At 42.5% G+C, this 13,284-nt stretch carries 11 protein-coding genes; 1 reads left to right on the top strand and 10 read right to left on the bottom strand.

The genetic code is table 11. The annotated features are described in order from the left end of the window. Positions 1-13: 13 nt before the first annotated feature. The 8 genes from ACLGGR_RS13635 to ACLGGR_RS13600 all read right to left on the bottom strand — a co-directional run bounded on the left by ACLGGR_RS13635 (position 14) and on the right by ACLGGR_RS13600 (position 8,638). The gene (locus ACLGGR_RS13635) at positions 14-1,351 is read right to left on the bottom strand and encodes an MmgE/PrpD family protein (protein WP_410973259.1); all 1,338 of its coding nucleotides are present in this window, start codon (positions 1,349-1,351) and stop codon (positions 14-16) included. After that, the gene (locus ACLGGR_RS13630; RefSeq protein ID WP_410973326.1) at positions 1,342-2,490 is read right to left on the bottom strand and encodes an amidohydrolase; all 1,149 of its coding nucleotides are present in this window, start codon (positions 2,488-2,490) and stop codon (positions 1,342-1,344) included. The genes ACLGGR_RS13635 and ACLGGR_RS13630 overlap by 10 nt, the downstream gene beginning before the upstream one ends. A 43-nt stretch (positions 2,491-2,533) precedes the next feature. After that, positions 2,534-3,280 (bottom strand): amino acid ABC transporter ATP-binding protein, encoded by a 747-nt coding sequence (locus ACLGGR_RS13625; RefSeq protein ID WP_044332617.1) that lies wholly within the window; start codon positions 3,278-3,280, stop codon positions 2,534-2,536. 12 nt (positions 3,281-3,292) lie between these two features. After that, positions 3,293-3,967, bottom strand: a complete 675-nt coding sequence (locus tag ACLGGR_RS13620) for an amino acid ABC transporter permease (protein ID WP_024427305.1) — start codon at positions 3,965-3,967, stop codon at positions 3,293-3,295. Positions 3,968-3,991: 24 nt separating this feature from the next. Beyond that, positions 3,992-4,786, bottom strand: a complete 795-nt coding sequence (locus ACLGGR_RS13615; protein WP_410973258.1) for an amino acid ABC transporter substrate-binding protein — start codon at positions 4,784-4,786, stop codon at positions 3,992-3,994. 21 nt (positions 4,787-4,807) lie between these two features. Beyond that, positions 4,808-5,311: a GNAT family N-acetyltransferase gene (locus ACLGGR_RS13610; protein WP_142946767.1), complete on the bottom strand. Its 504-nt coding sequence runs from the start codon at positions 5,309-5,311 to the stop codon at positions 4,808-4,810. Positions 5,312-5,328: 17 nt separating this feature from the next. Further along, positions 5,329-6,654, bottom strand: a complete 1,326-nt coding sequence (locus ACLGGR_RS13605; protein ID WP_251216874.1) for an LLM class flavin-dependent oxidoreductase — start codon at positions 6,652-6,654, stop codon at positions 5,329-5,331. A 196-nt stretch (positions 6,655-6,850) separates the two neighbouring features. Continuing rightward, positions 6,851-8,638: a right-handed parallel beta-helix repeat-containing protein gene (locus ACLGGR_RS13600; protein WP_410973257.1), complete on the bottom strand. Its 1,788-nt coding sequence runs from the start codon at positions 8,636-8,638 to the stop codon at positions 6,851-6,853. A gap of 263 nt (positions 8,639-8,901) precedes the next feature. On the opposite strand from ACLGGR_RS13600, the gene ACLGGR_RS13595 reads away from it, so the two are divergent. Then, entirely contained in the window at positions 8,902-10,395 is a 1,494-nt protein-coding gene (locus tag ACLGGR_RS13595; protein ID WP_142946764.1) for a peptide MFS transporter, read from the top strand. 211 nt (positions 10,396-10,606) lie between these two features. On the opposite strand, the gene uxaC is transcribed toward ACLGGR_RS13595, so the two are convergent. Together uxaC and ACLGGR_RS13585 are read right to left on the bottom strand one after the other, a co-directional pair. Then, positions 10,607-12,043: a glucuronate isomerase gene (gene uxaC, locus ACLGGR_RS13590; RefSeq protein WP_410973256.1), complete on the bottom strand. Its 1,437-nt coding sequence runs from the start codon at positions 12,041-12,043 to the stop codon at positions 10,607-10,609. Positions 12,044-12,150: 107 nt separating this feature from the next. Beyond that, complete coding sequence (locus tag ACLGGR_RS13585) at positions 12,151-13,248, bottom strand: Gfo/Idh/MocA family protein (protein ID WP_410973255.1); 1,098 nt, start codon at positions 13,246-13,248, stop codon at positions 12,151-12,153. Positions 13,249-13,284 lie beyond the last annotated feature (36 nt).

Below are 13,284 nucleotides of genomic sequence, written 5' to 3'. Positions count from 1 at the left end.
ATCGATGAGCTTTTTATCGTGCCAGCAACTTCAAATAAGCAGCGTTGTTTCCCTCTTCAACCACCTGTAAAATCTGCTGTGCCTGTGATGCGCTTGTGACACTGCTTAACTTTTGTATGATGTCTTCTTTCGATAACGCGTGTCCTGGTGCTCCCTGAGGAATATCAACACGTTTGCTGATGGTCGTGCCGTCAGATAAGGTGAGCTTCACAATCGTAAAGCGTCCTTTTGGAACAGCATCGGGATGAGGTTCTATCGTTTGATCATATCCTCTGCTCACCCGCTTCATCCATGTTCGCATGTCTGATGGAATGGTTTTTTTCGTAAAGGCATCCAGCGTTAGCGTCTGTCCAAACACCGCCAGTGCGATGACGTATTCGACACTGAATCGTCCTTCTTCTCCAGTCAAAGGTGTCTGCTCAATAAGCGCTGCATCTCCGCCTGGCGGGAATATAACATCGACCTGTCTCACCTGCTCCGGCAAGAAAGCCCGCTCTTTCATTAAGGATTGGATCGCATCTGCTGCATGGTGGGCAGCTGAGCAGAATGGATATACTTTGAACCACAGCCCCGGTGAAACGATACGCCATGAAGAACCATAGCCCTCTAGTAAACGACTTTTCGCAAGTTCCATATCTCCATAGAGTGAAAAGAAACCAAGTGCGCCATCAAGAACCGAGTCATTCCCTCCAAAACCTGAACAAGCTAAATCCATAGACCAAACGGCTGTTTTAGCAGCTAAGCCGGCTTGTAATGGTTTCATATCAGAACCAAACTGCTTTCGCATTCCGGCTGATTGCGCTCCGGCAAAGCCAATTGCTTTCGTCAGTTCTTCCTGCGAGACTTGTTTCAAATAACCAATCGCGCATACTGCCGCAATGGCTCCGAGTGTTCCTGTATTATGCCAGCCCCGCTCATAATGCGCCTTGCCGATGGATTCGCCAAGTCTTGCCATCACTTCAACACCAGTGATATAGGCAGCTAAAAACCGCTCGCCATACCCTTTGCCGTCTGTCAGCTGTGATAGCAGCGCCGGAATGATGACCGCACTTGGATGTCCTCTCACATCTGAGTGCACATCATCATAATCAAGGGCATGGATGAGGTAGCCGTTCAGCATCGCTGCGGATTGGCGGCTCACCTTCTTTCCTTGTCCAATGACAGGAATCTGAGCGGTTCCTCCTTCCTGTTCAACAAGCTGCATCAGCTTCTGAATTCCTTCATCCTCTTTCGCAGCAAGCGCTGATGCCGCAGCGTCTAACAGACCATTTCTCGCCATTTGAATGGCCCGTTCATCTTGCAGCGGATCAGCAGAAAGCACTGCTTCTGCCAGTTGTTTTGTTAATTCCATGATCGAGACTCCAATGCCTGAACGGCAAGCTCAGCAAAGAAGGCAGCGGAAACTGGAAGTGCGTCTTCATTTAATGTAAACGCAGGGTGATGCCACTCCTTCGTACCACTAGTCCCCATCCATACAAAAAAGCCTGGAATGCGTTCTTGATACAGGGCAAAATCTTCTCCTCCCGGTGACTGCTCTGCCTGCACGACATGTAAGTCAAGCGAGTCCGCCGTTTCTTCTACCACCTTTGTCAGACGCTCATCATTCATGACAGAAGGCAAATAAGGATGCCATTTCACTTCTGCCTCTGCTCCAAAACCTTCTGCAATCCCGCTGACGATTTGTTTCATAAGCTCTGGAATCATCGCTCTTACTTCAGGCTCAAACGTCCGAACGGTTCCTTCCATCTCGACACGGTCGGGAATCACATTCCATGATGTGCCGCCTTGAATGCGTGTGATGCTGACAACCGCATGATGCAAGGAGCTGATGCGTCGGCTGACGATTTGCTGAAGGGCGCTTGTAATCTGCCCGCTGATGGCAATGGGATCTACCGTGTGATTTGGAATACCCGCATGACCACCCGTTCCTTTAATATCGATTTCAAACCGGTCCACACTCGCCATCAATGCTTTTTCTCTAATGCCAATCGTGCCGACTGGCAGGTCAGGTTTGTTGTGCATACCGAAAATCGCATCGACTCCATCTAAAACGCCTGCCTCTATGACGTGTTTCGCCCCTTGAGCAACTTCCTCAGCCGGCTGGAACAAAATACGAACCGTTCCTTTGATCTCGTGTTTCCGCTCTTTTAATAAAAGAGCCGCACCAAAAATAGAAGCTGTATGGAAATCATGACCGCATGCATGCATTTTACCCGGTACCTTTGAAGAAAATGGTTCGCCTGATGCTTCTTCAATCGGAAGTGCATCAATATCGGCTCTCAGAGCAATCGTCGGTCCCTCTTGTTCTCCCTTGATTTCACAGACAACACCTGTTTGAAGTGCCGGGATATCAAGCACAGTAATCCCTTCTTCTTCTAACCAGCGGCGCAGTTTCTTTGTCGTTTCATATTCTTCAAACGCCAGCTCTGGATGCTCATGAAGCGCTCGGCGAATATGAATCAAACGTTTGTTTAAATCTTCATTTCCTATTGATTTCACTAGACACTCACCCCTCTAAAGAATAAAAAGCAGCTTATGCTTCTTCAGCCGCTGCTTCTTTTTGGATAAATCGTTTCGTCCGTTCATTCTTTGTTTCATCAAATAACTCAGTTGGCGTCCCCTGCTCGATAATATGACCATCCGCCATGAAAATCACATGGTCTGCCACTTCTCTTGCAAACGCCATTTCATGTGTGACAATGATCATCGTTGTTTCTTGAATCGCAATGGATTTAATGACTTGAAGCACACCTGAAACAAGCTCTGGATCAAGCGCTGACGTTGGTTCATCCAGCAAAATCGCATGTGGATCAACTGCTAACGCACGGGCAATCCCAATCCGCTGCTGCTGTCCGCCAGATAACGTGACTGGATAGCTGTCAGCCTTTTGCTCTAACCCTACCTGCTTCAGCAGTTTCATACCGATTTCATTCGCCTGCTGCTTCGTCATTTTTTTCGTTACAAGCAATGATTCTGTAATGTTTTGCAGTGCTGTCTTGTTTTTAAACAAATTATAGTTTTGAAACACCATGGCCGTTTGTTGACGCAGGTGATAGGCTTCTTTACGTGAATATTTGGACGCATCGAGCTTCGCATCGCCAATTTCAATCGTACCTTCATCAGGTGTTTCTAATAAATTTAAGCAGCGCAGCAAGGTGGATTTACCGGAGCCAGAAGGTCCGATAATGGCCACAACCTGCCCTTTTTTCACGTCTAGATTAATTCCGTCTAAGACGACAAGATCGCCGAATGATTTCTTCAAATTGGTGAGCTTGATCATGTCCACACCTCCTTAATTCCGGTAAGGTTTGCTGATTTTTCGTTCAAATAGGTCTTGCAGGAAGCTATAAATGATCGTCATCACCCAATACACGATCCCTACGGCTAAATAGGTTTCAAAGTATTTATAGTTCGCCGATGCAATCATCTTCCCTTGTGCAAACATTTCTGCCACACCAATCGTAAAGGCAAGAGATGTTTCTTTTAAAAGACCGATAAAGGTATTCCCCGTCGCTGGAATTGCATTTCTGATGGCCTGCGGGAAAATAATTCTAACGTAAGACTGCCATCTTGTCATACCGACAGATAAGCACGCCTCCAGCTGCCCTTCATCCACTGAGTTCAGAGCCGCTCTGAAAATTTCTGCTAAGTATGCTGAGTTTTTAATACTTAATCCGATAATGACCGCTGTTAAAGCATCCATTGAGGTCATCGCAGGGAATAGCTGCGGGAGACCAAAATAAATGAGAAAGAGCTGAACCAAGGTTGGAACCGCTCTGAAGAAAGAAATATACAGCTTGGCAAATTGGTATAAAACAGGTATCCGGTTTTTCGTAATGAGAGCGAATACCACACCAATGATAATGGCAAATACCATGGAGACAATCGCCATGAAGATCGTTATCGGCAAGTATTGAAGCAATGTCGGAAAAACCGTCACCATATACTGCCAATCAATTTTGTTCATGTCTGCTCTTCACCGCCGCTGTCGTTATTTTTTAATTGGCACTGTGACATCGTCTTTGAAATATTTCTCAGACAATTTCTTAAGTGTCCCGTCTTCTCTTAATTCTTTGATGGCTTTGTTAAATTCTTCTCTTAGTTTGTCATGCTTTTTATCTTTAGCAAATGGGTAGCCTACTTCTTCATACACAATTGGGTTGCCTACGATTTTCAGCGGCAGACCTGTTTTTTCAATTTGAGCAAGTAATACACTGCGTCCGTTGACATAAGCATCTACACGCCCATTTGCCACTTCATTTAATACGCCGTCTTGCGTTTCATATGTTTTAATCTTGATTTTCTTGTCTGGGTCTTTGCTCTCTAAGTTTTTAGCATGGTTAGAGCCAAGAACCGCCGCCACTGTTTTTCCTTTTAAATCGTCAAGACCTTTGATGTCGTTGTTGTCTTTTTTCACGATGATTTGTGTTCCTGCGTAAGCGTACGTATCTGTAAAGTTAAACGTTTGTTTACGCTCGTCTGTGACTGCGACTTGGTTTGACACGGTATCGAGCTTACCAGATGTCAGCTGTCCCATCAGTCCGCTGAATTCACTCAGCTGCCAGTCTAGTTTGTAGCCAAGCTTTTTCGCAATGGCTTCTGTTACTTCAACATCGAATCCTACAAGCTTGCCATTGTCTTTATAAGCAAACGGATAGCTTTGTCCTGTAGCGCCTACTTTTAACACTTTTTCGTCTTTGCCTTCACTCTGATTACCCCCGCCGCACGCTGCTAAAACTGCCAGCATTGCTGCAAATAGAACGATTAGCCACTTTTTGTTTTTCATGTTTGTAAACCCTTCTTCCTCTTATGGTTGTATGATATCTGATCTTAATTGTTTTTTGAAATAAACCGTGATATGACCTTTGCCTAAATCTTTTTCTCCTGCTCTGACATAGCCTTTACGCTCATACATCTCTATCAGCCATGGATGCTTATCAGCTGTACCGAGCGACACGTACGGCACCTTCAGTGTATCCCTTAGCACTTCGGTTTCAACCCATTCCAGCAAGGCAGAACCTGTGCCTTTTTTGGCAGCTGGTTCTGATGCAAACCACCAGATGTGAGGGACGCCGAACGGTCCTGGCTGCTCTCCCCAAGGCATACGGAGTGATAAAGTGGATAGAAGCTCTCCGTTTTCTTCCATCACATAGCAAAGATTCTTTTGTACATTTTTCTGAACGAGAGCGAAATCAGCATGTGCTGCTTGGAACTGGATTCCAAGCTCACGAATTGGCTCATAGGCTCTTGTAGTCAGTTCAAGCAGCGCCTCTATATCTGCCTCTGTTGCCAGACGAAACGTGTATCCCAACGTTATTCACCTCACCCTTATGTCGTGTAGCGATTTTTTGGCTCTGTTAATCCGAGATTTTCTCGTAAGGTTTGTCCTGTGTAATCGGTTTTGAATAAGCCGCGTTCCTGAAGAATTGGGACGACGCGGTCTACGAACACATCCAGCCCTTCTGGCAAGAGCGGCGGCATGACATTAAAGCCGTCTGCTGCTTCTTCATGAAGCCATGTTTCCATCACATCTGCCAGCTGCTGCGGTGTTCCAATAAAAATATTATGACCGCGTGAGCCGGCAACCGATTGATAAAGCTGGCGAATGGTCAGGTTATCCTTTCTCGCCATATTCATCACGAGATCAAAACGGCTTTTCACCGCATTTGACGTGCTCGGATCAATCTCTGGAAGCGGTCCGTCTAAAGGATACTGAGACAGATCAATTCCGCCTAAGTAATTTTGCAGAATGCTCAGTCCAATCTCAGGAACAATCAGCTCCTGTAATTCTTCATATTTCGCTTGGGCTTCTTCCTCTGTATCAGCAATGATCGGGAAGATACCCGGCATGATACTGACGTCCTCTCTAGCACGGCCAGCAGCCTCTACTTTCCCCTTCAAGCTTTGATAAAATTCCTTCGCTTTATCGAGATCGTTTTGTGCAGTGAAAATGAGCTCTGCTGTTTTTGCTGCAAGCTTTTGGCCATCTTCGGAAGATCCCGCTTGAATGATCACTGGCTGCCCTTGCGGCGTGCGTGATACGTTGAGAGGACCCCTTACTGAGAAGAACTCACCTTTGTGCTGGAGCTCATGAAGCTTATTAGATTTGAAGAATTCTCCCGTTTCCTTGTTTCTGACAAGAGCGTCTTCCTCCCAAGAATCCCAGAGACCTTTGACGACCTCGACGAACTCTTCTGCCCGCTCATATCGTTTATGGTGTGCTAAATGCTCTTCTCCGCTAAAATTTTTCGCTGTTTCTTCAATAGAAGATGTGACCACATTCCATGCCGCTCTTCCGCCTGATAAATGATCAAGGGAGGCAAACTGCCTTGCAATATGGAAAGGCTCACTGTATGTAGTGGATGCTGTTGCTGCTAAACCAATGGTTGAAGTAGACTCAGCAATGGATGAAAGCAGGGTCAGCGGTTCAAATCTCGTTAATACGTTCGGATGAGAGGTTTGATTAATGGATAAACTGTCGGCTAAAAAGAGTAAATCCAGCTTTCCTTCCTCTGCCTTTTTCGCTAATTGTTTAAAATAATCTAGATTCATGGCTGCGTCTGGTACTGCATTTGGATGTCTCCAAGAGGCAACATGATGTCCAGTTCCTGCGATGAATACGCCTAGCTTGAGCTTCCTTTTCGGCTGTGACACTTGTTCTTCATCCTTTCTATATCCTAAATGTATCAAACTGAAGTCCTTAGATACATTTTTCTGATTGAATTAATCGGTTTTATTAATAAAAAAAGGGCAAATGTTGCGAAAAAATGAAAAATAATTATTACTATATGCCCTTTTTACAGGATTGTCAACCGCCTTCTGAACCCCCAAAATAAGGGATTTCAAACGCTCATGACGGTGTATCTATCTCTATATTTCCGATGAGCCGGTCTGTTGTATGTGTCACCAATTGACTTCGTTCCAGCATGTTGTGAGCGATCACAGAATGAGTGGAATTTGCGGTGCGGACGGCAATTGCTTTTTGAGGAGATAGATTGATGATGTTATTGCGCAGCACACGGGCTGAGGCGGCCTGGTCAATAAAAATCGCCGTCGGCTGTCCAATCGATCGATTTAAATAGAAACGATTATCTCCAATTTGTGGTGAACCATTTTTAATATACATCACCACATATAAGGATGTTTCTTCAAAGGAATTATCTTTAATCTCTAATGCCCCCGTCGTACTGCTGTATACAGCGTAGTTTTGATAGTCCTTAAAGCGATTCTGCCAGATGAAAGCCTTTGCATTTCCGGTGATACTAATGGTATACGAGGATACAAGCTCTGGATGTCCTTCTTGAATAAAGTGATTGCCGTTGATCCCGGCTTCCCCTTCCTGCACCCAGATTCCTCTGCTGAATTCTTTGAATTGATTGTGCTGGATCAGAATATTCGTTCCTCTCACCATGGCCGCATCGATAACTGAGTAGACCGTATTGTTTGAAAAGACGACACTATCCGATTGATAGATACGCAGCGAGGCGCTTCTTTTTCCGGTATTCGTTCCTGATTCAATATGGTTTCCTTCTATTAGAATACGATTCGCCATATAAACGGACACAGCCGCATCTTCAAAAAGACTAATCTTATTGCCTGTAATGTGAACGCTGTCTCCCCTCACATCAATTCCTTTTTCAAACCCCTCAATCATATTGCCAATAATCATCACATTGTTTTCCGTTTGACCAAGTGAGACGCCTAAGCTCGTAATCCCTGCTTTTGTAACACCTCCTCCTACTGCACGAATCAAATTGTTGGCAATGATCGTTTCGGTGGAAAAGCCATAGGAAATACTGCTATCTGTATGATTTCCTTCAATGATCACACCATAGCCGTTAAAGTTATAGATGGAGCTTGCAGCACCTCCTCTGACGATGTTATTACGAATCTGAATATTCAGTGGCTCCTCCATATTAACGGCATTTTCTCCATAGCCTTCAATATCAATGCCCATTCTTGGCTCGACCCCATTTACTCCTGCTCTTTCCAAGAGACAGTCCTCGACAATAACCCCATCACAGCCTGTAATCGAAATATTGTTGCGTCTCGAATCTGTGATGGTGCAGCCAGAAATATGAATAGATGCAGCAGGTGAGTAGGGTTCACCCTCTGTCAATAAACCATGGGGACTGACAATGATGCCGTCTCCCGTACAATTTTTTATTTGGACATGATTCACCTCCACATGTGAGGCACCTTCAATACATATCCCAAAGCCCCATTCATGGGTTCTTCGTTCAGTGGGGAGCGGCTTGTATACATGCTCATGACGATCCCCTTCAATACGCCCGCCTCGGATGGTCACATGCTGAACCTTTCCTATATAAAAGGCTGCATACCCCCATGAATCATTTGGTTTTACCTTTATCACAGCGTCTGACGCCATCTCAATGAATATATGACTTGGCACCCGTATACCCGCACCTCGAAAAGGAAAAAATGAATCACCTCTGTATACCGCATCTATGAAATACGTGCCGCTCGGCAGCCAGACATGGGAATACCCTTGTGCTTTTGTCCATTCTAAACATTCATTAAGCTTAGCTGTACAATCCGTTTTCCCGTCAGCAATTACGCCAAAATCTAGTACATTGACAACAGGTTTTTTTAGATCAGCTTCATTCAATTCCCCCAACCTAAATCACTCCTTTTTACACATGTCCTCTCGTCATCCTATGCATGTGTCAAAGGTTTGCTTGTACATTGCTTCAAATTTTAAATAAATTCTTTTGGAATAACTTTCCGATAATTTTCACTTCAATGAATTTTTCATTTTTTTGAGTCTTTACGCCTATTGAACTAACATTTTCCTGTTTTAGAATAGTTTTATATTGACACAAGAACTATACAAGAATATCATTTTTCTCATATCTCTTTATTTAAGAAAGGATCTATGCCATGTCTACAATTGACCACGATAAAATTGTTAAAAGTGTTCCTCAAAAAGGGTTTTTTGGACATCCAAAAGGACTTTACACACTGTTTTTCACTGAATTTTGGGAGCGTTTCTCCTATTATGGCATGCGTGCACTGCTTATTTATTATATGTACACAGAGGTGACAAAAGGCGGTCTAGGCTTTGACCAGACGACAGCCAATTCGATCATGTCTGTCTACGGTGCACTTGTCTATATGTCAGGAGTTATTGGCGGATGGCTCGCCGACCGGGTATTTGGATCATCCAGTACGGTTTTTTATGGCGGAGTTTTCATTATGCTTGGCCACGTGATTTTGGCTTTGCCAAGCGGAGCAACAGCGCTCTTTATTAGTATGGGACTGATTATTATCGGGACAGGTCTTCTCAAGCCAAACGTTTCAAACATTGTTGGCGACCTGTATACAAAAACAGACCCGCGCAGGGACTCTGGCTTTAGTATTTTCTACATGGGAATCAACATGGGCGGCTTTATCTCCCCATTAATTGTCGGAACACTCGGTCAAAAAGTGAATTTCCACCTCGGGTTCTCAATCGCTGCCGTTGGAATGCTTGTTGGACTCATTACATTTGTCATTACAAAAAAACCGAACCTTGGTCTTGCCGGTACTTATGTGACAAATCCGTTATCAGCTGCCGAACGTAAGAACTTCAAAATTTACGGATCATTGGTTGTGATTTTGCTCGCGGTTTTTGCTGTCATTGGCATTCAAACAGGCGCACTCACAATTAATCTATTCACTTGGTTTGTCAGTGCCCTTGGTGTACTCATTCCGATTGTTTATTTCATTATCATGTATTTCAGTAAAAAGACGAGCGCAGTGGAGCAATCCAGGGTCCTCGCTTATATTCCATTGTTCCTTGCTGCCGTGATGTTCTGGGCGATTCAAGAACAGGGCTCAAACATTTTAGCGACATATGCAGATCAACGAACAAACTTGAATTTCCTTGGGATGACATTAGCCTCTTCGTGGTTCCAATCATTGAACCCAATCTTTATTGTGCTGCTGTCTCCAGTGTTTGCTTGGTTATGGGTCAGACTTGGGAAGAAACAGCCGTCTACCCCGATTAAGTTCTCACTCGGTCTTTTGTTTGCAGGGTTATCCTTCATCATCATGATCATTCCTGCATACATGTCTGGTCCGAATACACTTGTGAGCCCATTATGGCTCGTTCTGAGCTTCTTCCTCGTCGTGATCGGAGAGCTCTGCTTATCACCGGTTGGACTTTCTGCGACAACAAAGCTGGCACCTGCTGCCTTCTCAGCGCAAACGATGAGCCTTTGGTTCCTTTCAAATGCGATGGCACAGGCAATCAATGCGCAAGTAGTCAAACTGTTTGATAAAGTGCCAGAAACCGTTTATTTCGGTATCATCGGATTCCTGGCCATCGTTTTATGCGGTGTGATGCTATTACTTACACCAGTGATTAAGAAAGCGATGAAAGGCGTTCATTAATAAAAAACTGGACATGAGTACATCATGTCCAGTTTTTCACTTTATTTATCATCAAAACTTCATTATGTAATATGATCGACCAATCACCAGTATAAGTAAATCAATCTCTTAATATTATTAGAAAAAGCTCGTGAAAAAAAGCTGTTCTCAATAGGAGAAAACTCTTTTTCATGAGCTTTATATTCAGAAAGAAAATTTATATCTTACTGTATTATTCATTCGTTTTTATTGGTACTGTCTCATTTATTTCAATGTTAAAATAATTCACGGCATTGTTATAACAAATATCTTTGACTATTTTCCCTATAAATTCGTAATCCCTTGGAAGCTCACCATTTTCTATCCAAGTCCCAAATAAATGACATAAAATTCTTCTGAAATATTCATGGCGAGGGAACGATAAAAAGCTTCTTGAGTCTGTAAGCATGCCTACGAAAGTGCTAAGCAAACCTATATTAGATAATGTTTTCATTTGATCTAGCATGCCGTCTTTTTGATCATTAAACCACCACCCGGATCCAAATTGAATTTTTGCTCTGGCATCAGAAGACTGAAAATTCCCTATAGTAGAGGCCACAATCGCATTATGAACGGGATTTAAATTATAGATAATTGTTTTAGGTAAAAGATTGTCTTTGTCTAATTCATTCAAAAAACCATTTAAATGTCTTGCTAGGTGGAAGTCAGACATAGAGTCGTATCCACTATCTTTTCCCGTTAACTTGAACATTCTTGTGTTATTATTCCTTAAAGCACCTATGTGTAATTGCATAGTCCAATGAAGAGAATGATATTTTTTACTCAGGTGAATAAGAGTGTTTGTTTTAAATTTATTGATATCCTCTAGGGATAGTGTTTTTCCTTGCAGAGCACGTACAAATATAGAAGACACTTCTTGTTCAGTAGCTGGTGAAAATGGAAATATTTCAAAACCATGATCAGACATTCTGCATCCATTCGCGTGAAAATAATCAATTCGTGAATGTAATGAAGCGATAAAGTTTTCATATGTTAAAACAACGCCGTTGATTGAATCACCTAATTGTTCTATATAATTCACAAAATTTGATTGTTCAATATTTAAAGCATGATCCGGTCTAAATGTAGGTAGGACCCTAGTTGTAATTCCTACATCTTTACGTATGATTTGATGATTTTCTAAAGTATCGATTGGATCATCAGTCGTACATACAACTTTTACATTAAATTTTTCTAAAATTCCATTGGTGGACATGTTACTTTCATTTAATCTCTCATTACAGATATCCCAAACTTTATGTGCATTTTTTTCTGAGAACAACTCATTGATATTGAAATAACGACTTAATTCTAAATGTGACCAATGATATAGAGGGTTTCCTATTGTATATGGAACAGTTTGGGCCCAAGCTAAGAATTTTTCCTTGTCACTTGCATTCCCCGTGATAAATCTTTCTTCTACGCCTAACCATCGCATCGCCCTCCATTTATAGTGATCTCCATTAAGCCAAATATCAGTCATATTTTCATATTTTTTGTTAGTAGCAATTTCAGCAGCCATTAAATGCGTATGAAAATCATAGATTGGCATATTTTTCGCGTAATCATGATAAAGAACTTTTGAACTTTCGTGATTAAGCATCATATCTTCGCTTAGGAATGTAGACAATATCGTCACCTCTATACATTTTATCGTTTCTTTATCCTTCATACTTGTTTAGAAAATCTCAATGAAATGAAATAAGGTGTTATTAACAAAAATAACACCTCACTTTTTTAGATCTTACTTAATTCCAACTCCGTATTTACGTAGATTGCGTCTCGTTGTGCAATTAAGCATAGTTCTGCGGCTTTAAAAGTATGTTCTTGAGTCATAGCATTTTCAGTATCGTTTAAACAATCTAAAATAAGTTCACCAAAGTAAGGGAATCCTACTTCTCCATTTAGAGAAAAATGTTGCTCTGTATGTTGATTTACTAAGTATAAATGGTCTCCTATTTTATCTCTTGCTATGTCTACGTATTTGCGAATTTCAATATACCCATCTGTTCCGAGAATGAATGTGCGCCCATCCCCCCAAGTGCTAAGGCCATCAGGAGTCAGCCAGTCTACTCTAAAGTAGTTTGTAGCCCCATTATCAGCAATCAACGTAGCATCACCAAAGTCTTCTAATTCTGGATATTGATGATGTTTATAATTGCCCACTTTACTATGTACAACTTTTGCATCTTTTGCGCCAGAATAGAAAAGGAATTGTTCAATTTGGTGACTTCCAATATCACATAGAATACCTCCATAATATTCCTTTTCAAAAAACCAGCTTGGTCTGCTTTCTACATTACTACGATGTGGGCCAGTTCCAAGAACTTGTACCACTTTGCCAATTGCTCCTTGTTCAATCAATTGACCAGCAAATACGGCACTCTCCACGTGCAAACGTTCACTATAATAAACAGCCCATTTAAGTCCCGTTTCAGCTGTTTTTTTACGAGCAAGCTCCAATTGTTCTAACGTTGTAAAAGGGGATTTATCCGTAAAGTAATGCTTACCATGATCTAAAACACGCAGCCCTAAATCACAGCGTTTAGATGTAATGGCTGCGCCTGCCACGAGCCTTACATCTGGGTCTTCGAGAATTTCTTTCTCACTTTTGGCTACCTGTACCGCCGGATATGCTTTACAAAATTCTTGTACTTTTTTCTGATCATGATCATAAACCCATTTTAATGTAGCCCCAGCCTCAGTTAATCCATTGCACATTGCATAGATGTGTCCATGATCAAGACCTATAGCTGCCATTACGAATTGTCCTTCTGTAACGACAGGGGCACTTTTTCCCTTAGGAGCATAATTCATTCCATCACTTTTCTGCATGATTGTTCCTCCTCGAGCTAGCTTCCAGTTTATTTT

It is taken from the genome of Bacillus sp. BD48 (genome assembly GCF_046566805.1).
Taxonomy (GTDB): Bacteria; Bacillota; Bacilli; order Bacillales; family Bacillaceae; genus Bacillus; species Bacillus safensis.
Note: the sequence above shows the minus strand (reverse complement) of the source record. Positions and strands in the feature narration are given on the sequence as shown.

Excerpts from the sequence above, each read along its gene's own strand:
- ACLGGR_RS13635 (WP_410973259.1), bottom strand. The coding sequence starts at position 1,351 with ATGGAATTAACAAAACAACTGGCAGAAGCAGTGCTTTCTGCTGATCCG.
- ACLGGR_RS13615 (WP_410973258.1), bottom strand. The coding sequence starts at position 4,786 with ATGAAAAACAAAAAGTGGCTAATCGTTCTATTTGCAGCAATGCTGGCA.
- ACLGGR_RS13625 (WP_044332617.1), bottom strand. The coding sequence starts at position 3,280 with ATGATCAAGCTCACCAATTTGAAGAAATCATTCGGCGATCTTGTCGTC.
- ACLGGR_RS13595 (WP_142946764.1), top strand. The coding sequence starts at position 8,902 with ATGTCTACAATTGACCACGATAAAATTGTTAAAAGTGTTCCTCAAAAA.
- ACLGGR_RS13585 (WP_410973255.1), bottom strand. The coding sequence starts at position 13,248 with ATGCAGAAAAGTGATGGAATGAATTATGCTCCTAAGGGAAAAAGTGCC.
- ACLGGR_RS13620 (WP_024427305.1), bottom strand. The coding sequence starts at position 3,967 with ATGAACAAAATTGATTGGCAGTATATGGTGACGGTTTTTCCGACATTG.